Genomic DNA, 22,262 nt, shown 5'->3' on the forward strand with positions numbered 1-22,262 from the left:
ATGGAACCTTTAGAGCTTACAAAAACAATCGCGAAAATCCTGGATAAGAAAAAGGCGTTGGACATTAAGGCGATTAAGATTAAAGACCTTTCTATTATCGCCGATTACTTTGTCATTGCCACCGGAACCAGTACCACACAGGTCAAATCCCTGGCGGACGAAGTGGAATACGAACTGACCAAGCTGGGACTGGAACCCAATAAGACAGAAGGGTATCAGAGTTCCACATGGGTGGTGCTTGACTACTATGATGTCATCGTCCATGTGTTCTGCGGGGAGCAGAGGGAATTTTATTCCTTGGAACGGTTGTGGGCCGATGGCCAGCCGGTAGATCTATCTGATGTTGTAACAGGATAACGTAAAGAAGGACAATTCCAGGTGTTCCGGAATTTTTCCGGAGCACCTGTCTGCGTAAAAATTACAAAGGAGTTGTAAAGGTTGAAATATGATTTTGCCAGCATAGAGAAAAAATGGCAGGACATTTGGGACAAGAACAATACATTCGCGGCCGTGAATGACTATACAAAGCCCAAATATTACGCTCTCGTGGAATTCCCCTATCCGTCGGGCCAGGGGCTGCATGTAGGCCATCCCCGCTCTTACACGGCGCTGGATATTGTGGCAAGAAAACGGCGGCTGCAAGGCTATAATGTGCTCTATCCCATGGGATGGGATGCCTTCGGGCTGCCCACCGAGAACTTTGCCATTAAAAATCACATCCATCCAGAAATCGTGACAAAAAATAACGTGGCTCGCTTTAAACAGCAGCTGAAGAGCCTGGGCCTCTCCTTTGACTGGAACCGGGAAATCAACACCACCGATCCCAATTATTATAAGTGGACCCAGTGGATTTTTATCCAGCTGTTCAAAAAGGGGCTTGCCTATAAAAAGGAAATGTCTGTCAACTGGTGCACCTCCTGCAAGGTGGTATTGGCCAATGAGGAAGTCGTGGGCGGCGTTTGTGAACGCTGCGGCGGCGAGGTCATCCATAAGGTGAAGAGCCAATGGATGCTGAAAATCACAGAATATGCCCAGCGGCTCATTGACGATCTGGACCTTGTGGATTATATGGACAAGATCAAGGTGAGCCAGAAAAACTGGATTGGCCGCTCAACCGGAGCGGAGGTAGAGTTCGGCACCACTGCCGGCGACATATTGAAGGTGTATACCACCCGGCCCGATACCCTGTTTGGCGCTACTTATATGGTCATTTCCCCCGAACACCCCTATTTGGAGCAGTGGGCGGATCGCATCTCCAATATGGAGGAAATCCGCGCTTATCAGGCGGAAGCAGCTAAAAAATCCGATTTTGAGAGGACCGAGGTAGTCAAGGAAAAGACCGGTGTGAAGATTCAAGGGGTCAAGGGTATTAACCCTGTTAACGGTAAGGAAATCCCCATCTTTGTCTCCGACTACGTACTGATGACCTACGGAACAGGAGCCATTATGGCTGTACCTGCCCACGACACCCGCGACTGGGAATTCGCCAAAAAGTTTGACCTGCCCATCATTGAGGTGGTCAAGGGCGGTGACGTGGAGAAGGAAGCCTTCACCGACTGCGAAACCGGCGTTATGGTCAACTCCGATTTCTTGAATGGACTGAGTGTAGAAGAGGCCAAAGAAAAGATAAAACAATGGCTGGAGGATAACGGCAAAGGCCATCCCAAGGTCAACTATAAGCTGCGCGACTGGGTTTTCTCCCGTCAGCGTTATTGGGGCGAGCCTATTCCTCTGGTCTACTGTGAAAAATGCGGCTGGGTGCCTCTGCCTGAATCGGAGCTGCCTCTGCGCCTCCCCGAGGTAGAGTCCTATGAGCCCACCGGCGACGGTGAATCCCCCTTGGCGGCCATGACCGACTGGGTCAACACCACCTGCCCCCACTGTGGCGGCCCGGCGAAACGGGAGACGGATACCATGCCCCAGTGGGCTGGTTCCTCCTGGTACTTCCTGCGGTATTGTGACCCTCACAATGATGAGGCTCTGGCCTCCAAAGAGGCGCTGGATTACTGGATGCCGGTAGACTGGTACAACGGTGGTATGGAGCACACCACCCTTCATCTGCTCTACTCCCGTTTTTGGAGCAAATTCCTCTATGACCTGGGGATTTTGAGCACACCGGAGCCCTATAAAAAGAGAACCAGCCATGGTATGATCTTAGGCGAAAACGGCGAGAAGATGAGCAAATCCAGGGGCAATGTGGTCAATCCCGACGACATTGTCAAGGAATACGGTGCAGATACCATGCGGCTGTATGAGATGTTCATCGGCGACTTTGAGAAGGCTGCTCCCTGGAGCTCTAGCTCTATCAAGGGCTGTAAGCGCTTTTTAGAGCGCATCTGGGCGCTGCAGGACTGCTTGGTGGAAGGGGATAGCTACCGTCCAGAGGTGGAAAGCGCCATGCATAAGACCATCAAGAAGGTATCCGAGGATATTGAAAATCTGAAGTTTAACACGGCAATTGCGGCGATGATGAGCCTGCTCAACGATATTTCCGATACCGGTGCTATCAATAGAGCCGAATACCGGGATCTGCTGATTATGCTTAACCCCTTTGCCCCCCATATGACAGAGGAGATTTGGCAGCTTCAAAACATGGGAGGCATGCTCAACGCCACCCAGTGGGTCAGCTATGATGAGGCTAAATGCAAGGACAGCACCATCGAAATCGCAGTGCAGGTTTGCGGAAAGATTCGGGCACGGATTACCATCCCCGCTGATACCGATAAGGATACGGTTCTCTCCCTTGCCAAGGAGAACGCTATGGTTCATTCCTTCATTGACGGGAAACAGATTGTCAAGGAAATCTATGTGCCGGGTAAGCTTGTCAACATCGTGGCCAAGTAATCTTGTTCAATTTGACTAAATCCACAGCGGTTAATTTACTTGACATGGGTAACTATGTTATTGTATAATATATGTTGTTACACTATTGTGTAAAAACTCCTGTCGCATGGCGGAGGGAGGGAATTAGTAAATGGCTGAAATTCGTATTAAAGATAATGAATCTCTTGACAGCGCTCTGAGACGGTTTAAGAGACAGTGCGCCAGAGCCGGCGTCTTGGCTGAGGTGCGCAAGAGAGAGCATTACGAGAAGCCTTCTGTCAAACGGAAAAAGAAGTCTGAAGCAGCACGCAAACGCAAATATAAATAAGCGGCGTGTCGCTCAAAAAGATGATGAAAGCGGGCAGTGTTGTCCGCTTTTTCATTTATACGGAAAAAAGGCCGAGAGAAAATTGCCTGTTTTCTCTCGGCCTTTTTATGTGCGATGTTATTTCCGGCGTTTCTGGATGGACTGAGGCTGCTTGCTTTTGTTTTTATTGAGGCTATGGAATATACTGAAAATCACGGCCAGAAGAAAAGATGTAATGCCCCACACGGCGGTATCAGTGTTTTTATCATATACATAGATGGCCATTAAGCAGACACAGGCCACACAGAAGATGATAGAAAGCCATTTAAAAAGCTGTGTTTTATTAATCATCGGTCCCCCTCCTTTCATCTTATACCAGGAAACACAAGTTTTTTTTTAATCTGGGCGAATCGAAATTTCACCGGATTGTACAGAAGTTATACTGCCGTCTTCCCGCTGTACCAATAGTGCCCCATTGTCGGCGATATCCTTGGCTACAGCATGATATTCCCCTTGGGGCGATAGGACGTGGATCCGCTGCCCCAGCATACAGAGATGGCTCCGATAGCGGGAAAGAAGCTCTTTGGTCTCCCCTGTAGCGGAGAATGCATGATACCTGTCCCAGAATTCGTCTAGAATCGCCCCACATAACTTAGAGCGAGAAAGAGGAAGCTGGGTAACCTCCTCCAGCACAGCGGCTGTAGACGCTATTTCTGTGGGGAATTGATCGCGTCCTCGAAAATTTATCCCAATACCTACAGCGGCAAACTCCAATCCGCCGCTTTCACCGTCCATGGAGGCCTCGGTGAGAATGCCGCTGAGCTTTCTGCCGTCAAATAAGATATCGTTGACCCATTTAATGGAGAGGGTCACACCATACAGGCGTTGGACAGCGTCAATGACGCTTAAGGCGGCAATCATGGTAAGAAAAAGGATGCGTCCTGCCTCCATCTGGGGGCGGACCAAAATACTCATATAGAGCCCACCCTGAGGCGAGAGAAAACTGCGGCCCATCCGTCCGCGGCCGCCGGTCTGTTCTTCGGCGACCACCACAGTCCCTTCTGGAGCGCCCTCCATGGCCTGCTGCCGCAATAGGGAATTGGTGGATTTGACACTGGGAAAAACAGAAATCCGCTCTGCTGGATATGCCATTGAAGTACAGTCCGAAATTTTTTTAGGGGTCAGCAGGTCGGGATTCCCCAACAGGGCATAGCCATTGTTGGTTTTGCTACGGATATCATAACCCTCCGCACGCAATTGGCGGATTCCTTTCCAAATGGCGGAGCGGGTGACGCCTAACCGTGCGGCCAATTCCTCGCCGGAGATAAATTCACCGCCGGCGGAGTCCAGTATTTCCAGCAGAGTTTTTCTTTCCATAGGCGGCCTCCTTGCAGGTATGTTTTTATTATAGCTGCCGGCCTGGGGATTGGCAAGCGCTTTACCCTATAAAAAAGCCGTCCCGGCCGGGACGGCAAATCAACTAAAGGTGGAGTTTTGTGAAAATCAGGGGCCAGATACCCAGGCCAAAGAATGAGATACAGGTATATTCGATCAGTTGTACCGGGATACTATCCCCCAGAAGATCCAAAGTGAATTTGAGAACACCAAGGCATAAAGCACCCAGGAGAAAACGAAGTCCCTTCCGGAGGGCAGTTCCTTTAACAGAAAAATTGACATACCGCTCTTCAAACAGGACGCCTAATGCAAAGCCGAGATAAAGCCCCAGGCTCCGGACATAATGTCCCAGATCAGGGAGAAAGAGGCCGGTCAGAAGGGGAATCAATGTGACTCCAAAGAGCAGCAAACGGTTTTTAACCTTGCGATAGAGAAAATAAGAGAGGGCGGATAATACAATTCCAAGGAGCAGGCCGGCAATAACGTCCCTGGGCCAATGGACGCCGAGATAAAGTCGGGAAAGAGCCACCAGCAGGGAAAGGACGGCAGCGATGAGAAAGAGCCACCACTTTTTTATCCAGCAGGCAATAGAGAAGAAAAAGGTGGAAGAGGACTGGGTATGGCCGCTGGGGAAGGAGTAACCGTCCGCTGTTTCCACCCGTAGACTGCGGATCCCCTCCTCTCCAATAGGACGAGGCGCTTTGACCAACGACTTGATGATGCCGTTGACGCAAAGGGTGACACAAAGGCTATAGCATAGATATTTGCCCATCTCTTTATTAAATACCCAGTAGATAAGCGCCATCGCGACGATGATAAAAAGCTCCTCCCCCAGCATGGTGACGACTTGAAAGACATCGTCCAGAATGGGATGGGAAAAGGACTGAATCCATTTGATAATTTGAGCTTCCATAATTCTCCGATCTGTACCCAAGGTACGTTATGTTTCTAAAAAGAGATTGAAAAGACTAAGAACTCATGGACATTCTATAAGATATTATACAGGATGCAGCAGGAGGGTTTCTGTAGAAACGTTGTCCTGTTGGTAATCTCGGACCTCCCAGACAGAGAGGTCTGCGTCACCGTCTTGCTTTACCTGAGGGGCAAAACTGTAGAGGACCTCATACAGTCCTGTAGTTTGGGCAGGGATGCAGAAGGTCAGCGTATAGGTGTAATCGGTGGCCTGGGAGCTTGTCCGTCCGGAGACCTGGTCATAAGCGCGCACGGCTTCCGGCATCAGCATCAGGGTGCCCATTTCGTCAAATAGGGTATGGATTTCGTCATAGCCCTGGGCTTTGGGCAAAAATACAGTGAGGGAAACCTGGCCGGCTGCGCTGAGCTGGGTGGCTGTCACCAATCCATCACTGGACGGACAGTATTGCGGCATAAGATCTTGCATCTGCTGGGAAAGCGATGTGTGAAAGATCCGATTTCCTATACACAGTGTATATTCTTTCCCGGATACTACATCTTCAATCCTCCAAAAGTCAAAACAGTCCTGATAACCGTCGCCGGCAGCGAGGCGGTAATAAGGCTGCTGGGAGGAACCAGCTGACAAAGCAACCTGATAGGTGAGGATAGGCCTTCCCTCCTCGTCAAAATGAACCTGGCCTTTCTGGGATGAAGATGTTTCGGACTTGTGGAAAAAAGTGTCTTTAAGAGAATTGACGACTTCCATCTGGGAAAAATATTGAATGGTGTCTTGGAGAATTTGCCGGTTTTCCTCCAGATCCTTTGTCACAGCGTCCTCAAGGTCCACATCGATGTAGACCACATTGGATAAGGGAGAGGTTACCCTGGCATTCTCTATAGGATAGGTCTCTTTTAAATCACTGACAAAAAGATGACACATTTCATTGTCAAGCTGTGCTGGGTTGGTGGCAAAGGAATAGTTAATAAGTATGAGGGAGATGCCAATGAGAGGAATCGCTACCATGATAATTAAAATAGCGACAATCCATTTTCCGGTTTTTGTCATGGTGTTCCCCCCTGAAAAGACAACTTGACGGCTTTGTTGCCACAAAACCGTCATTTACCCAAATACTATAGCAAACAGGGGAGAGAAAGTCAAAAGGATATCCGCCATTTCCAGGCAGATATCCTTAAATTTACAAAATGTTTAAGAAGCAGTCGCAATTTATTTACGCCGACTTCTGAATGTCCTTCTGTTTCTTTTTGAGGGAAAGGGTGGCGATAACAGGATAGTGGTCAGAGGGATAACGGCCATCAATCATGCTGGTGTCAATTTTCACGTTTTCCACAGTAAAATCGTCGGTGACAAAGATATAATCGATGGGGCTTTTCCCCAGTTTCCCCTTAAAGCCATGGTAAGTATTCATAGGCTCTTCGTGATGTTTGTCAAAATAAGAATAAACATCCACAAAGCGAAGATCCGAGTAGCCGTGGGTGTTTTCCCGGAGCATCCGCACACATTTGCTGTTTCGCTTGGCGTTAAAGTCCCCCATGATGATGGTGGGCAGGGGATCCGTCTTGTTATATTCGTGGATATAGCGCAGGATGATTTCCACCCCCAACCTCCTGGCCAGGCCACAAACATGGTCAAAGTGGGTATTAAACACCCGGACACGCCTGTCCTCCATCCCTTTGAAATGGACCTCTGCCACTGTGCAGATACGGGGAAATACGGCGAAATAGGCACGGCTTCCCGGAATCTCAGGATGTTTGGAAAGCCAGATGGTTTTGTGGAATTCTACATTGGCATCCTCGTTGCGGATGATAATATCGGAGTGTTCGCTCTGCTTATTTTTGCTGCGTCCCCAGCCAAATACGCTGTAGCCTTTCAGCATCCGCTGCAAGTCTTCCCGCATGGCAGGCAGGGCCTCCTGTACACCGATGACGCTGGCCCCGGTGCGTCGGATGGCCTCTATGGCCAATTGCTTGCGATATTCCCAGCGGTTGAACTTATCGCTTTTGCTATCGGTGCGCAGGTTAAAGGATGCCACCTTAAAGCAGTCGCTGGGATAAAAAGAATTGGTTCGAATCAAATAGGGTCACCTCTGACAATTGGTTTTTCTTCCTCTGGTTTTATCTATGGTGTCTGGGACCCGATTTCCTGTCAAAAACACAGAATCAAAGAGCCCCGGAATATACTTTTTATGATACAAGTTGCATTGTTTTTATGTTACCACACTTTATCGCTAGATAAAAGTACTAAACGCTTAAAGTTTTCTTAATTTATGTGTAAATTTATGAATATTTTTCACAAGTTTCTTTCGAAAATATTAATAGAATATCCAAATTGAGGGAGATTCTATAAAAAATAAAAAGACTTTCTTGTCCCTCCTGACGGATTGTTGTAAAATAAGGAAAAATAAGGCTAAAGGAAAAACGGAGGGATCTCTATGCGATATGCATCCATCACATCCGGCGATTTTACCCTGGATATGAGTAAGATTGTGTTGGGCACCATGATTTTCGGTACCCGGCTGACAGAAAAGGAATCCTTTGAAATGCTCGATTATTATGTGGCTCATGGCGGCAACTGTATCGATACAGCCAGGGCCTATGTCAACGACTATCCGGGCGGCGAAGGGCTGAGCGAAACCATCATCGGCCGCTGGCTGAAAAGCCGGGGCGCCAGGGAAAAGGTGATCCTTTCCACCAAGGGGGGACATCCTTCCGCTTATGATAAAAAGACCATCCGTTTGGCTAAGGAAGAGGTGGCAGCGGATTTGGAGGAAAGTTTGCGCAATCTAGGTGTGGACTGTGTGGACATTTACTGGCTGCACCGTGATGATCCCAGCCGGGATGTATCCTATATTATAGATTATCTGGATGAATTTGTGAAGGAAGGGAAGATCAAATTCCCGGCGGTGTCCAATTGGAGCGCTAAACGGATTGCCGAGGCAAACGCTTATGCGGCAAGGGCGGGAAAGACACCTATCGCCATGAGCCAGATCCAGTGGAGTCTGGCATCCACCACCAAGGAGCAGTATGGAGACCCCACCATGGAGACCATGACCAAGGAAGAATACCATTGGTACCGGGAGAGCGGCATGCCGGTCATGGCCTACTGCCCCCAGGCCAAGGGCTTTTTCTCCAAATATTTGACACTGGGGGAAGAGGGACTTAACGAAAAAGCCCGCAAGCGTTTCCTCAGTCCAGAAAATGTGGCCCGTGCCCAGCGGGTCAAGGCTTTTGGGGAGAAAAATGGGCTCTCTCCGGCAGCAGTGGCCCTTTCTTTCATCACCTCCAACCCTGTAGAGGGCTTTGCCATTGTGGGCTGCTCCAGCCTGGATCAGCTCAAGGACTCCATGTCCGGCGGGGACTTCGTCATCGCTCCGGAGGAGGAACGGGCTTTATATGGAGACTAATGCTACAAGGGGCGACAGTGGTGGGCCAGGACGGATTTTCCGTTTGGCCAAGGAGGCGGATGCCGGGCGACTACGGGATATTTACCGCCCCTATGTTACAGATACGGCGGTAACTTTTGAATACGATGTGCCTTCGGTGGCGGAGTTTGCCAGCCGTATCCGGCATATATCGGCCCAATATCCCTATTTGGTTTGTGAAGAGCGGGGCGAGATTGCCGGATATGCCTATCTTTCCCCCTTTAGAGAGCGGGCAGCCTATGACTGGGATGTGGAGACCTCTGTCTATATTGAGGAGAGGTTTCAAAACCGGGGAATTGGCTCTGGCTTCTATGCCCGCCTCTTGGCCTTTGCCGAGGAGTTGGGCTACTACAACGCTTATGGGGTAGTCACCCTGCCCAACGCCGGAAGCTTGGCGCTGCACAAGGCTTTTGGTTTTGAAGATGCCGGGATCTGGCATCGGTGTGGGTACAAGCTGGGCCGGTGGCATGATGTCATCTGCCTGGAAAGACATCTGGGCAATTTTGATAGGGAACCGGTGCCCCCGATTAGTATTGCGGCCCTTTCCGCAGAGAGATTACAGGAGATTTTAGGGAAAGGGGAAATTTAAAGCGCGTTTTTTCTCCAAATTCTTACAGGGTTCATGAGACCTTCATATGGAGGTCACATTCGCCTTTTATACTAAAACCAGCATCAAGAAAGATGCTTGCTAATAACTTCTTTTCATATTTCTTTCCTCTTTTCTTCTCTCTACTCTGGATGCCATCATCTTCCTTCGGATGGTATTCAGAAGAAAAATCGCCCTGTGCCCTGTGGTACGGGGCTTTTTTGACCCTGTGTGTGAATTTTCTTCAGTTGGTTTTTCAGCCTATCTTCATGCAGCCGTCACACAGGCGGATTAAAATATTTCATTATATCAAAATAAAAACCAGAATAAATTTGGAGGGGACCTATGTATCGGATTCTTGTGGTGGACGATGAAGAGCGGATCCGCCAAATGATTAAAAAATACGCAAATTTTGAAGGCCATGAAGTGGTGGAAGCCGCGGATGGCATGGAAGCGGTAAAGCTCTGCAAGGAGCAGGATTTCGACATTGTGATTATGGATGTGATGATGCCGGAATTAGATGGGTTTTCCGCGTGCAGGGAGATCCGCAAATTTAAAAATGTACCTATGCTCATGCTTTCCGCCCGTGGGGAGGAATACGACAAGATCCACGGCTTTGAGCTTGGCATCGACGACTATGTGGTCAAGCCTTTCTCTCCCAAAGAACTGATGATGCGGGTAGCAGCCATCGTCAAACGCAGCAGCGGGGAGACCCAGAAGGAAGTCCTTTCCTTTGAGGGGCTGACGGTGGACTTCACCGGACGCCTTGTCTATGTGGACGGGGAGAAGGTGGACATGTCCCCCAAAGAGTACGATCTGTTTTTCTATATGGTGAAAAACCGTGGCATTGCACTGACTCGGGAAAAGCTCATCAGTGACGTGTGGGGCTATGACTTTTACGGCGATGACCGTACGCTGGACACCCATATTAAACTGCTGCGCAAAACACTGGGCCCATACAGCAAGTTTATTGTAACGTTGCGAGGGGTGGGATACCGCTTTGAAGTGGAATAAACTGCATCTAAAAAATAAGGTGAGCATCAAGTGGAAACTCTTTGGCTACCTTGTAGTATTTGTGGGCTTTATGCTGGTATTGCTGTGGCTGTTTCAAACTGTATTTCTGGAGAGCTTTTACAAGGCCATCAAGACCCAGAATATTAAGTCCACTGCGGAAAGCATTGTCCGCAACATTGACAACGACGATCTTGATTCACTGATAGAGAATCTATCCAAACGCAATGATACCTGCATCCGCATTGTGGATGAAAATTTTGCAAACCTTTATTCCTACGAATCCGTGGCAGAGTGTACCATTCATAAGATGAATGTGAAGGATCTCTCGGCTATGTATGAAAAGGCGGAGGAGGGGGGCGGAACGACCTTCGAGTTGATTTCTCAGGATCAGTGGAGTGAGGAATTTTGGGTCAAGATGGAGAAAAAGGGCTGGGATGTACCGCCGCCCATGCGGACCAAGGTGGAAAATATGGTATATGCCCAGCTGGTGGAGCGATCGGACGGAGACACCGTCATGATCCTTCTCAACTCTACCATTACACCGGTCAACTCTACGGTGGAGACTTTGCGGGTACAGCTGATTTATGTCACCATCATTCTCCTGGTGCTCTGTGTAGGTCTGGCCCTGCTTCTCTCCCGGCAGATTTCCGAGCCTATTATCAAGATCAACCAGTCGGCGAAAGAACTGGCCAAGGGAAAATATGATACTACCTTCGCGGGGGGAGGATATCGGGAAATCTCCGAGTTGGGCGATACCCTCAACTATGCCGCCAAGGAGCTTTCCAAGGTGGAAGGGCTGCGCCGGGAGCTTATCGCCAACATCTCCCACGATCTGCGAACCCCGCTGACCATGATTACCGGCTATGCCGAGGTCATGCGGGATATCCCTGGGGAAAACACACCGGAGAATATCCAGATCATCATTGACGAAGCAAAAAGGCTCACCAGCCTGGTCAACGACCTGATGGACATTTCCAAGTTGCAGTCGGGCACCATGACCTTGAGCCTTTCTGAGTTTAACATCACCCAGACGGTCCGGGAGATCATGACCCGCTATATGAAGCTGACAGAGCAGGAGGGCTATCACATCAAGTTTATTGCCGATGCCGAGGCGATGGTCATGGCAGATGAGCTGAAAATGTCCCAGGTGATCTATAATCTCATCAACAATGCCATCAACTACACCGGCCCGGATAAGACGGTGACCGTCTGCCAAAGTGTCCGGGAAGGCGCGGTGAAGCTGGAAATCATCGATACCGGTGACGGTATTGCCCAAGAGGAAATCCCCTATATTTGGGACCGATATTACAAGGTGGATAAATCTCATAAACGGGCGGCCATTGGTACCGGTTTGGGCCTTTCTATTGTCAAAAACATCCTGGATCTCCACGGCGCGGCCTATGGGGTCATCAGCTCCATTGGCCAGGGGAGTATCTTCTGGTTTGAGCTGAAGACCACCTCGGAAGAGGAAAGGAAAATGCTTCCCTCCTCCGATAAGCATAAAGGCGGAAAGTAAATAAAAAACAGCCATCCGAGGATGGCTGTTTTTTATTGCCCTAAAAGCGTCTGAAGACGGTTCAGCTTTTCCCGGGACATGGCAGGGGTGTCTTCCAGAGGGAAGGGCACCCCCATCGCCTTGTACTTTTCCAGGCAGAGCTTTTCAAAAGGGAGAAGCTCTATTTTCTCAAGGTTGGGATACTGCTTGCAAAAATCCGCCAGGGCCTTGATGTGGGAGGGAGCGTCGGTAAGGCCGGGCACCACCACATGGCGGATCCAGATAGGAACCTGGAGCCTTTGGGTTAGGGCGAGAAACTCCTTGACTCTGGAAAAATCTCCCCGGCAATGGTCGCGATACCCTTTGTCCGAGAGAAACTTTACGTCCACCAGGGCCAGATCCGTATATTGCAGCACCTGTTCTGCCCGGTCGAGGCCTATGGCGCCGGAGGTATCCAAAACGGTGTGGATCCCCTCCTTTTGCAGGCGCTGAAATAGCGCGGACACAAAGTCCGGCTGAAGAAGGGGCTCACCACCTGTAACGGTGACGCCTCCCAGTTCCCCAAAATAGGGGCGGCAGCGCAGCACCCGCTGGGCCACCTCCTCCACCGTACAAACCTGCCCGGCGGCGGGGTCCCAGGTGTCCGGGTTGTGACAGTAGATACACCGCAGGGGGCAGCCTTGCAAAAAGACAGTATACCGGATTCCTGGCCCATCCACCGCTCCCAGGGACTGAAAGGAATGAATGCGGCCGGTGATGATCTCATTCTCCTTCATGGATTAAAGCACCTCGTGGAAGGTGCGGGAGATGACCTCCCGCTGCTGTTCCCGGCTGAGTTTGTGGAAGTTGACGGCATATCCCGAAACCCGGATGGTCAGGTTGGGATATTTGTCAGGATGCTCATAGGCGTCCATCAATGTTTCCCGGTTGAGGACGTTGACATTGATATGGTGGGCCATCTGGGCAAAATAGCCGTTTAAGATGACAACCAGGTTCTGATATTGCTCTTCCTCCGTCCTTCCAAGGGCAGTGGGCACAATGGAGAAGGTGTTGGAGATGCCATCCCGGCAGACGTCATAAGAGAGCTTGGCCACCGAATTGAGAGCGGCAAGGGCTCCATTTTTCTCCCGGCCGTGCATGGGGTTAGCGCCAGGAGCAAAGGGTTCTCCCGCCTTGCGGCCATCGGGGGTGGAGCCGGTCTTTTTGCCGTAAACCACATTGGAGGTGATGGTCAGGATGGAAAGGGTAGGCTCCGCGTCCCGGTAGAGAGGCGTTTTTTGCAGTTCACGATAAAATAGCTCCACCTGCTCCCGGGCGATGGAATCCACACGGTCGTCGTCGTTGCCAAAGGCGGGATAATCCCCCACCGTCTCGAAGTCGGTGATGAGTCCTGTTTCCGGATCCCGGACGCAGCGGACCCGGGCGTATTTGATGGCGGAGAGGGAGTCGGCAAAGACGCTCATCCCTGCGATGCCAAAGGCCATATACCGATGGACCTTGGTATCATGAAGGGCCATTTGGGTCTTTTCATAGGCGTATTTATCGTGCATATAGTGGATGATATTCATGGTGTTGCAGTACATCCGGGCAAGCCAGGGCCGGTAAAAGTCCAAAAGCTCCATCACCTTGCCATAATCCAGATATTCGCCCTCATAAGGGGAATGGACAGGCCCTACTTGCACCCCTTGCTTTTCGTCCCGGCCACCGTTGAGCGCCATGAGCAGCAGCTTTGCCAGGTTGGCCCGGGCGCCGAAAAACTGCATCTCTTTGCCCACCCGCATGGCGGAGACACAGCAGGCGATGGCATAGTCGTCGCCAAAGCGGGGGCGCATCAGGTCGTCGTTTTCATACTGGATGGCGTCGGTGTCACAGGAGACCTTGGCGCAGTAGCGCTGGAAGGGAGCGGGCAGGTCTTTAGACCAAAGCACCGTCAGATTGGGCTCGGCGGAGGAGCCAAGGTTGTAAAGGGTGTGGAGCACCCGGTAGGAATTTTTGGTCACCAGGGGCCGGCCGTCCTCTCCCATGCCGCCGATGGCTTCGGTGATCCACATGGGATCCCCCGCAAAGAGCTCGTTGTATTCCGGAGTGCGCAGGTGGCGGGCCATCCGCAGCTTCATGACAAAGTCATCCATGATCTCCTGGGCACCGGACTCGTCCAGCACTCCATTTCTGAGATCCCGTTCAAAATAGATATCCAAGAAGGTGGAGGTCCGGCCCAGGCTCATAGCCGCGCCGTTTTGTTCCTTAATGGCGCCCAGATAGCCGAAATAGAGCCACTGAACCGCTTCCTTGGCCGTGGTGGCCGGCCCTGAGATGTCATAGCCGTACATGGCCGCCATCTCCTTGAGCTTTCCCAGGAAATTGATCTGCTGATAGAGTTCCTCCAGCTGGCGGATGTGCTCCACATCCATATCCTCCAGCCCCAGATCGTGTTTGTCCCGCTGCTTCTCCTGGATGAGCCTGTCAATGCCATAGAGGGCGACCCGGCGGTAGTCGCCGATGATCCTGCCCCGCCCGTAGGCGTCGGGAAGCCCGGTGATCAGGCCGCAGTGACGGGCGGCTCTGGTTTCCTCATTATAGACCCGGAATACCCCGTCATTGTGGGTGGTGCGGTAGAGAAATTCATCCTCTACCTTCCGGGAGAGCTCGTATCCATAGGCTTTGCAGGCGTTGCGGGTCATTTTGAGGCCGCCGAAGGGATTGACTCCCCGTTTGAGGGGGCGATCGGTTTGCAGTCCTACAATGATTTCTTCATTTTTGTCCAGGTATCCCGGTTTGTAGTTAAGCAGGGAAGTGACGGTCTGGGTATCGATATCCAGCACCCCGCCAAACTCCTGCTCCAAGGACATGAGATTTTGCAGTTTGTGCATCAGCCTCTTGGTCCGTTCTGTAGCGGGAGCCAAAAAGTCCTCATTTCCGGTGTAAGGGGTGTAGTTTATCTGGATAAAATCCCGGACGTCAATCTTTTCCTGCCATCTGCCAGGCACAAAGCCTTCCCAAGGTGTAGCCATATCAGTTTCCTCCCTGTTCTGATTCACTCGCCACCGCCGGATGCGGCCCTTTTTCGCAGCGCAGACAATGAAAAAGGGCAACATCCTTGCGATGTTGCCCAGACGGTCGGCATGTGACAGATTTTCATTCCCTTGTGGTAAGCCCACTGATCCGTCAGTAATGAAAATCCCTTGATTTGCCCTTAGTATAACATCTGTTTTTCCCTTGTGTCAAGACGTGTTGATTGTCTCTCATTCCATGACCCTTTCATAGACTAAGGGGAGGTGAATGCCATGAACAGAGAAGATATACTCAATGCCCTGGAGCTTTCCGCCCTCTCCTATGGGGATATCCAGCCCTGTGAGCCGGGGGAGAAACTCATTGTCATCGACGACTGCCCTTCCGGGGTCCAATGCTATCTGCGAAAAAAGGAAAGACGCCTCTCCATCAGCTTCCGAGGTTCCGATTCCCCCAAGGACTGGGAGTCTGATTTTTCCTTCGGAAAAAAGACCATCCCCTATGATAACCAGGATACAAAAATCCGGGTTCATGAAGGCTTTTTGAGGGCCTATAAAAGCCCGGCGGTCCGAGAGAGAATCCACGGCCAGGTTTCGCAGGAGTTGATTCACATCTGCATCTGCGGGCATTCCTTTGGCGCTGCTCTGGCCATCCTGTGCGCAGTGGACCTGCAGTACTGTTTCCCTCATAAGGACATTCAGGTCATCACCTTCGGCTGCCCCCGGGTGGGAAACCGGGCTTTCCAAAAGTCCTTTGACAAACGGGTGTTCAAGGCCATCCGTGTGGTCAACGGCAACGACATTGTCACCAAGCTTCCCTTTGCCTTTATGGGATACCGCCATGTGGGAGGATGCATCCATGTAGGGCCTCCCCGCATTTGGGGCGTGTACTCCTTGCGGCAGCACCGGATTCAGGACTATTACGGCTCTCTGCTGCAAAGGATGCTGGGTTAGGGTTTGGCTTTATTGCGCCGTCATAAAAAACAGGATATAATAAGGCTGACTTTAAGAATGAGGGTGAGAGCGGATGTATATTGCCGATTTACATATCCATTCCAAATACTCCAGGGCCACCAGCCGGGACTGTGTGCCGGAGCAGCTGGACCTTTGGGCCCGGCGGAAGGGAATTGACCTTCTGGGCACCGGGGATTTTACCCATCCGGCATGGAGAAAAGAGCTGGAGGAAAAGTTGATCCCCGCCGAAGAGGGACTTTACCGCCTGCGGGATGAACTGTGCCAACAACCGGCCGGTGTGGCCGGAGAGCCGCGTCAGCCCCGCTTTGTCCTTTCGGGGGAGATTAGCTCTATTTATAAGAAGAATGGCAAGGTGCGCAAGGTTCACAACGTCATCCTGCTCCCCAGCCTGGAGGCGGCGGATACCCTCGCCCACAAGCTGGAAGCCATCGGCAATATCCACTCCGATGGACGGCCTATCCTGGGGCTGGACAGCCGGGACCTGCTGGAAATTACCCTGGAGTCCTGCCCAGATGCTGTGTTCATCCCCGCCCATATCTGGACCCCTCATTTCTCCCTGTTTGGCGCATTTTCTGGATTTGACACCATAGAAGAATGTTTTGAGGACCTGACCCCCTATATCCATGCCTTAGAGACGGGACTTTCCTCCGACCCGCCTATGAACTGGCAGATTTCGGCCCTGGACGGCTATACATTGGTTTCCAACTCCGACGCCCATTCCCCGCAAAAGCTGGGAAGGGAGGCGAATCTTTTGGAGGACCCCTTGTCCTATCCCACCCTTTCCCATGCCATCCAGACTGGGGAGGGGTTTGCCGGCACCTTGGAATTTTTCCCGGAGGAGGGGAAATATCACTGGGACGGCCATCGCAACTGCGGCGTTTGCCTGGAACCGTCCCAGACCGATCAATATGAGGGCAGATGCCCTGTCTGCGGGAAAAAGCTGACCATAGGCGTACAGCATCGAGTGGACCAGCTTTCCGACCGGGAGAATGGCTACCGGCCGAAAGGCGCCAAGCCTTTTGAAAGCCTGGTTCCCCTGCCTGAGGTTATCGCCGCCTGCACTGGGGTATCCGCCGCCAGCAAGAAGACGGCGGCCCGCTATGAGCAGATGCTTCATGCTTTAGGAGATGAGTTTTACATCCTGCGGAAGGCGCCTATAGAGGATATCGAGCGGGCCGCTGGAAAGGGTGTGGCCGAAGGCATCCGGCGGCTGCGGGCTGGGCAGGTGGAGCGCAGCCCTGGCTTTGATGGGGAATACGGCAAAATTACCCTGCTCAGCCCCGACGAGATGGACATGCTGGTCGGGCAGACCTCCTTGTTCGGCAAGGAGGAAAAAAACCTGAAAAGGACCCGGTCCCGGGTTTCGGCTTCACAAAGGGAAAAGAAAACAGCACCGTCTGTAGAAAAGGATGAAAATGCATCCGAAGACCTGCTCTCCGGGCTTAATGAGGAGCAGAGACAGGCGGTGACTGCTACAGAGCCTACCGTGGCAGTCATCGCAGGGCCAGGGACGGGCAAGACAAAGACCCTCATTACCCGCATTGCCTATTTGGTGGAACAAATGAGGGTGCGCCCGGAACAGATCGGGGCGGTGACCTTCACCAATCAGGCCGCCGAAGAGATGCGGCAGCGGCTGGAAGCCCAATTTGACGATAAAAAAAGGGTCAAAGCGATGACCATTGGCACCTTTCATTCCATCTGTCTCAAGATGCTGGGGAAAAAGGGGGCCGCTTTGCTGGATACTCCTGCGGCCCTGGAGACAGCTGCCCAGGTCATCCAGGAGATGGACCTGAAGATAAAGCCCTCCGCTTTTTTGCAGGAGGTATCCCGAAAGAAAAACGGAGTCCAAGGGGAGGAGGCTTTCAGCGAGGAAGCATTTGCCCGCTATCAGCAGCTTTTGGAGGAAGCCGGCGCCCTGGATTTTGATGACCTGCTCCTGGCGGGGCTGAAGCTGGCGGAGGAAAAGGGGAAAGGCTTTGACTATCTGCTGGTGGACGAGTTTCAGGACATCGCTCCTGTCCAGTACCAGCTGATCCGGCGGTGGAGCCAGGGGAGAAAGGGACTGTTTGTCATCGGCGACCCGGATCAGTCCATCTACGGGTTCCGGGACTCAGATGCCCACTGCTTTGAACGGCTGCAGGAAGACATGAGCGGTCTGCGTACCATCCGGCTGCGGATCAATTACCGCAGCACTCCGCAGATTCTCCAAAGCGCACTGGCGGTCATTGAGGAAAACGGGGGTGAGCCCCGGCTGCTTCAAGCCCATGGCGCCGGGGAGAAGCGGGTGTGTCTGGTCACCTCCGAAAGCGAGCTGTCAGAGGGCATCTTCATCGCCAAGGAGATCGGCCGGATGGTGGGCGGCGTGGATATGCTGGACGCCGGAGCTCTTCTGTCGGAAGGTGAGGGGGAGGGAACACGCTCCTTCTCGGACATCGCCATTTTATACCGGACCCATCATCAGTCCCGGGTGCTGGAAAGCTGTCTGCGCCATGAGGGCATCCCCTATATTGTCCATGGCCGGGAGGACTTCCTGGAGGAGGAAGGTGTCCGGGGCATCCTCTGCTTTTTCCGGTGGCTGACCCAGCCGCGGGATGTGCTTTCCCTCAGGGGATGCCTGGGGCTTCTCTGGCATTGCCCGGAGGATTTGTGCCGCAGTGTAGGCGAAGCCTGGTCCCTCCTGGACGGACAGGATACGGCGGAGAAGGTGACGCAGATACTCAGCCAATTTGAAAATACCGGCCTTCTGCGGGAATGGGGCCGGCTGGCCCAGGATTTTACGCCTCGGGTGAAGAAAGACAATCCCCGCAAGCTTATTGAGGCCCTGGCGGAAGAATGCGGTCTGGAAGGGAAAAAGCCGGTGGAAAAGCTGCAAAACATGGCGGTGTTTGATAAGACAATGGCGGCTTTTCTGGAAAATCTGGCCCTGGGTTCAGAAGGGGATTTGCGCCGCAGCCCTGTTAAGACCTATCACAGCGGCGCGGTGCGGCTGATGACCCTCCACGGCGCCAAGGGATTGGAATTTCCCGTGGCGTTTTTAAGCGGCGTGAAAAAGGGAAGCATTCCCCTAGAGTCCCCGCGGCACCCGGTGGATATGGAGGAGGAGCGGCGCCTGTTTTATGTGGGGATGACACGGGCCAAAGAGGAACTGGTCCTGATAACCTACCGGGAGCCTTCGGCATTTTTGAATTCTATTCCTGGAAAGCTGCTCCAAAGGGAAAAGGATGGGGCAAAACGACAGCCCGCTATGAAGCAGCTGAGCTTTTTCTAAAAAGAGGAGACGGTTTTCCGTCTCCTCTTTTCATAGGGATGCGGTTGACAAAAATGGGGAAAAGAAATAAAATATGAAATTGAAAATCATTTTCATATTCGGGAGGATATGGACAGCTGTCATGAATATAAGCTATCGGACCCGGCAACGGGAAAGTATATGGAATTTTTTGCAGGAGAATAAAGACCGCCATGTGATGGTGGACGATGTGGTAGACTATCTGAAAAGCCAGGGTAACGGCGTGGGAAAATCCACAGTCTACCGCTATCTGGAAAAGCTGGTGGAAGAGGGGAAGGTCCGCAAATACTTTTTGGAAGAAGGAGCGGGGGCTTGCTTCCAGCTGGCTGGCGGAGACGAGAACTGCTGTAAGCACTATCATCTCAAATGCGTCAGGTGCGGTGCGCTGCTCCATGTAGAATGCAGCTTTTTAGATCAGGTGCACGCCCATATCCTGCAGCAGCATCAGTTCCAGATCGACAGCCGCAAGACGGTGCTCTACGGTCTGTGCGAGCAGTGCAGGGAGACAGGGGAAAAGGAGAACCGGGATGAAGTTTAGAATCATTGCCTTGCTGCTGTGCCTTTGCCTTACAGCTGGGCTCATATCCGGCTGCGGCGATCTGCCCTCCAAGGAGGATGACGCAAAGCTGCAGATTGTTACCACCCTATTTCCACAATATGATTTTGCCCGCCAGCTATGCGGGGACAGGGCGGAAATCACCCTGCTTCTGCCCCCTGGCGTAGAGAGCCATTCCTATGAGCCCACGCCGGCGGATATGATTAAAATCAATGAGGCGGATCTCTTTATCTATACCGGCCAGTATATGGAGCCCTGGGCGGAACAGATCATTGAGGGCCTGACAAGTGATGATGTCACGGTGGTGGATGCTTCCCAAGGAATCCAACTGGATGCCTCTCATGAAGAGGACGAGGACGGAGATGGGCACGACCATGCCTATGACCCTCACATCTGGACCAGTCCGGTTTTGGCCCAGCAGATGGTCGCCAATATCGCTGACGCCCTGTGCGAGGAGGATCCGGAGGGGGAAGGAATCTACCGCCAACGGGAGGAAACTTATCAAAAACAGCTCCAAGAGCTGGATGAGAAATTTTCCACCATCATAAGCGAGGCATCCCGCAAAGAGATTGTTTTTGCCGGACGCTTTGCCTTCCACTATTTTGCCGAGCGGTATGGACTTACCTATGTGGCCGCTTTTGCCTCCTGTTCCCACGAAGGGGAGCCCAGCGCGAAGACCATTGCCCAAATGATCGACATCATCCGGCAGGAGCATATCCCGGTGGTATTTTACGAGGAGCTGACCGACCCCAAGGTGGCCAGATCCATCAGTGAGGAAACCGGCTGCGAAATGCTGCTGCTCCACTCCTGCCACAATGTTTCCAAACAGGATTTTGACAATGGGGTGACCTATCTATCCCTCATGGAGCAAAACGCCGAAAATCTAAAGAAGGGGCTGAATTAAATGCCATTGATGGCCTGCCGCCATTTGACAATCTATTATGAAAACCAGTGTGCGGTCAAAGATGTAAGCTTTGACATAGAAGCCGGTGACTATATCTGCATCGTGGGGGAGAACGGATCGGGGAAAAGCAGTCTGGTCAAGGGACTGTTGGGGCTGGTTCCCCTGCGGACGGGAAGGGTCACCTGCGGGGAGGGGCTCAGCCGAAACTCCATCGGCTACTTGCCTCAGCAGACGATGGTACAAAAGGACTTTCCGGCTTCTGTTTATGAAATCGTCCTATCCGGGTGCCTGAGCCGGCGGGGACTGCGGCCTTTTTACAGTGCTGGGGATAAAAAGAGGGCTCTGGAGAATCTGAAAAGCATGGGCATTCTGGAGCTGAAGAACAAATCCTATCGGGACCTTTCTGGAGGCCAGCAGCAGCGGGTGTTGCTGGCCCGGGCGCTGTGCGCTACCGATCAGATGCTGCTGCTGGATGAGCCGGTGACAGGGCTTGATCCCATCGCGACCACCGAACTGTATGATCTGATCGGCCGGATTAACAAAGAGCAGGGGGTTACGGTTATCATGGTGTCCCATGACTTTCATTACGCTGTAACCCATGCCGGGAAAATTCTTCACATGGATGAGGAACTGCTTTTTTACGGCTCCACAGAGGAATACCTGCGCAGCGACGCCTACCGCAGGATGACAGGGAGGGTCGACCTATGATAGAACTACTCCGGCAACTGTTATCCTATGAATTTATTGTCCGGGCTTTGATTGTGGGAACTTTGGTCTCCCTGTGTGCGGCTCTGCTGGGGGTCAGCCTGGTCCTCAAACGCTACTCCATGATTGGGGACGGTTTATCCCATGTGGGATTTGGAGCCCTTTCTATCGCCATGGCTCTGAACCTATCCCCCTTGCAGGTATCGATTCCCATTGTGGTGCTGGCGGCGTTTTTGCTGCTGCGCATCAGCGAAAACAGCAAAATCAAAGGGGATGCCGCCATTGCCCTGATCGCCAGCGGTTCCTTGGCCGTAGGCGTCATTGTTACCTCTTTGACCACCGGCATGAATACGGACGTCAACAGCTATATGTTTGGCAGCATCCTGGCCATGAGCCAAAGCGACGTATACCTGAGCGTGGGGCTCTCGATTGTGGTTTTGATCCTTTTTGTTCTTTTTTATAACAAACTTTTTGCCATTACCTTTGACGAAAACTTTGCGCTGGCAACCGGTACCAAGGTGGGCGCCTATAATACACTGCTGGCCCTTCTCACCGCCATCACCATTGTAGTCGGCATGCGGATCATGGGGGCGCTGCTCATCTCCAGCCTGATAATCTTTCCGGCGCTGACCTCGATGCGGGTGTTTCAAAGCTTCAAAGGAGTGGTCATTTGCTCGGCTTTAGTTTCGGTGGTCTGCTTTGTCATCGGAATCTCAGGCTCCTTTGTCTTTTCCACCCCGGCGGGCGCCAGCGTAGTGGCGGCCAATATCCTGATGTTCGCACTGTTTTCCCTGGCGGGGGCTATCAAAAAACGGACAGCGTAAAAAAACAGCCGGCTTATGCCGGCTGTTCTGGA

General features: G+C 52.0%; 20 protein-coding genes and 1 riboswitch. Of the genes, 13 read left to right on the top strand and 7 right to left on the bottom strand.

Annotated elements, in window-relative coordinates; translation table 11 throughout:
* From rsfS to rpsU, 3 genes are all read left to right on the top strand, one after another.
* Entirely contained in the window at positions 1-357 is a 357-nt protein-coding gene (gene rsfS / locus ACZ25G_RS09255) for a ribosome silencing factor (RefSeq protein ID WP_191481639.1), read from the top strand.
* Positions 358-438: 81 nt separating this feature from the next.
* A complete protein-coding gene (leuS, locus tag ACZ25G_RS09260) occupies positions 439-2,844 on the top strand; it encodes a leucine--tRNA ligase (protein WP_463682254.1) in 2,406 nt (801 codons plus the stop codon).
* A gap of 130 nt (positions 2,845-2,974) precedes the next feature.
* Positions 2,975-3,151 carry a 30S ribosomal protein S21 gene (gene rpsU / locus ACZ25G_RS09265; RefSeq protein WP_191481637.1) on the top strand — a complete coding sequence of 59 codons (177 nt, stop codon included), beginning with the start codon at positions 2,975-2,977 and terminating at the stop codon, positions 3,149-3,151.
* Between the two features lie 117 nt (positions 3,152-3,268).
* On the opposite strand, the gene ACZ25G_RS09270 is transcribed toward rpsU, so the two are convergent.
* From ACZ25G_RS09270 to ACZ25G_RS09290, 5 genes are all read right to left on the bottom strand, one after another.
* Complete coding sequence (locus ACZ25G_RS09270; RefSeq protein ID WP_191481636.1) at positions 3,269-3,481, bottom strand: hypothetical protein; 213 nt, start codon at positions 3,479-3,481, stop codon at positions 3,269-3,271.
* A 45-nt stretch (positions 3,482-3,526) separates the two neighbouring features.
* Positions 3,527-4,507: a biotin--[acetyl-CoA-carboxylase] ligase gene (locus tag ACZ25G_RS09275; RefSeq protein WP_463682255.1), complete on the bottom strand. Its 981-nt coding sequence runs from the start codon at positions 4,505-4,507 to the stop codon at positions 3,527-3,529.
* Between the two features lie 103 nt (positions 4,508-4,610).
* Complete coding sequence (locus ACZ25G_RS09280) at positions 4,611-5,438, bottom strand: phosphatase PAP2 family protein (protein WP_342680409.1); 828 nt, start codon at positions 5,436-5,438, stop codon at positions 4,611-4,613.
* A gap of 84 nt (positions 5,439-5,522) precedes the next feature.
* Positions 5,523-6,503, bottom strand: coding sequence for a hypothetical protein (locus ACZ25G_RS09285; protein WP_342680408.1), 981 nt, complete (start codon positions 6,501-6,503; stop codon positions 5,523-5,525).
* 163 nt (positions 6,504-6,666) lie between these two features.
* A complete protein-coding gene (locus ACZ25G_RS09290; protein ID WP_463682256.1) occupies positions 6,667-7,530 on the bottom strand; it encodes an endonuclease/exonuclease/phosphatase family protein in 864 nt (287 codons plus the stop codon).
* A 357-nt stretch (positions 7,531-7,887) separates the two neighbouring features.
* Between ACZ25G_RS09290 and ACZ25G_RS09295 the strand changes: the two genes are divergently transcribed.
* The 4 genes from ACZ25G_RS09295 (at position 7,888) to ACZ25G_RS09310 (ending at position 11,993) form a co-directional block, all read left to right on the top strand.
* Positions 7,888-8,859 (top strand): aldo/keto reductase, encoded by a 972-nt coding sequence (locus tag ACZ25G_RS09295; RefSeq protein ID WP_191481631.1) that lies wholly within the window; start codon positions 7,888-7,890, stop codon positions 8,857-8,859.
* Positions 8,849-9,466 carry an N-acetyltransferase family protein gene (locus ACZ25G_RS09300; protein ID WP_463682257.1) on the top strand — a complete coding sequence of 206 codons (618 nt, stop codon included), beginning with the start codon at positions 8,849-8,851 and terminating at the stop codon, positions 9,464-9,466. Before ACZ25G_RS09295 ends, ACZ25G_RS09300 begins: the two co-directional genes overlap by 11 nt.
* A gap of 342 nt (positions 9,467-9,808) precedes the next feature.
* Positions 9,809-10,477 carry a response regulator transcription factor gene (locus ACZ25G_RS09305; RefSeq protein WP_342680404.1) on the top strand — a complete coding sequence of 223 codons (669 nt, stop codon included), beginning with the start codon at positions 9,809-9,811 and terminating at the stop codon, positions 10,475-10,477.
* Positions 10,464-11,993 (top strand): sensor histidine kinase, encoded by a 1,530-nt coding sequence (locus ACZ25G_RS09310; RefSeq protein WP_224771542.1) that lies wholly within the window; start codon positions 10,464-10,466, stop codon positions 11,991-11,993. The genes ACZ25G_RS09305 and ACZ25G_RS09310 overlap by 14 nt, the downstream gene beginning before the upstream one ends.
* Before the next feature lie 32 nt (positions 11,994-12,025).
* On the opposite strand, the gene pflA is transcribed toward ACZ25G_RS09310, so the two are convergent.
* Together pflA and pflB are read right to left on the bottom strand one after the other, a co-directional pair.
* Positions 12,026-12,748: a pyruvate formate-lyase-activating protein gene (gene pflA / locus ACZ25G_RS09315; RefSeq protein ID WP_463682258.1), complete on the bottom strand. Its 723-nt coding sequence runs from the start codon at positions 12,746-12,748 to the stop codon at positions 12,026-12,028.
* Positions 12,749-12,751: 3 nt separating this feature from the next.
* The gene (gene pflB / locus ACZ25G_RS09320; RefSeq protein ID WP_463682259.1) at positions 12,752-14,983 is read right to left on the bottom strand and encodes a formate C-acetyltransferase; all 2,232 of its coding nucleotides are present in this window, start codon (positions 14,981-14,983) and stop codon (positions 12,752-12,754) included.
* A gap of 89 nt (positions 14,984-15,072) precedes the next feature.
* Positions 15,073-15,155, bottom strand: a riboswitch (ZMP/ZTP riboswitch).
* A gap of 101 nt (positions 15,156-15,256) precedes the next feature.
* Here pflB and ACZ25G_RS09325 point away from each other — a divergent pair.
* From ACZ25G_RS09325 to ACZ25G_RS09350, 6 genes are all read left to right on the top strand, one after another.
* Entirely contained in the window at positions 15,257-15,934 is a 678-nt protein-coding gene (locus ACZ25G_RS09325) for a lipase family protein (protein WP_463682260.1), read from the top strand.
* Between the two features lie 73 nt (positions 15,935-16,007).
* Positions 16,008-19,223: a UvrD-helicase domain-containing protein gene (locus ACZ25G_RS09330; protein ID WP_463682261.1), complete on the top strand. Its 3,216-nt coding sequence runs from the start codon at positions 16,008-16,010 to the stop codon at positions 19,221-19,223.
* A 121-nt stretch (positions 19,224-19,344) separates the two neighbouring features.
* Positions 19,345-19,779, top strand: a complete 435-nt coding sequence (locus ACZ25G_RS09335; protein ID WP_224771541.1) for a Fur family transcriptional regulator — start codon at positions 19,345-19,347, stop codon at positions 19,777-19,779.
* A complete protein-coding gene (locus ACZ25G_RS09340) occupies positions 19,769-20,701 on the top strand; it encodes a metal ABC transporter substrate-binding protein (protein WP_463682262.1) in 933 nt (310 codons plus the stop codon). The genes ACZ25G_RS09335 and ACZ25G_RS09340 overlap by 11 nt, the downstream gene beginning before the upstream one ends.
* On the top strand, positions 20,702-21,409 hold the full coding sequence (locus ACZ25G_RS09345) for a metal ABC transporter ATP-binding protein (RefSeq protein ID WP_191481623.1): 708 nt from the start codon (positions 20,702-20,704) through the stop codon (positions 21,407-21,409). It abuts the gene before it with no gap.
* Positions 21,406-22,230 carry a metal ABC transporter permease gene (locus ACZ25G_RS09350; protein ID WP_463682263.1) on the top strand — a complete coding sequence of 275 codons (825 nt, stop codon included), beginning with the start codon at positions 21,406-21,408 and terminating at the stop codon, positions 22,228-22,230. Before ACZ25G_RS09345 ends, ACZ25G_RS09350 begins: the two co-directional genes overlap by 4 nt.
* Positions 22,231-22,262 lie beyond the last annotated feature (32 nt).

The organism is Zongyangia sp. (assembly GCF_965361945.1).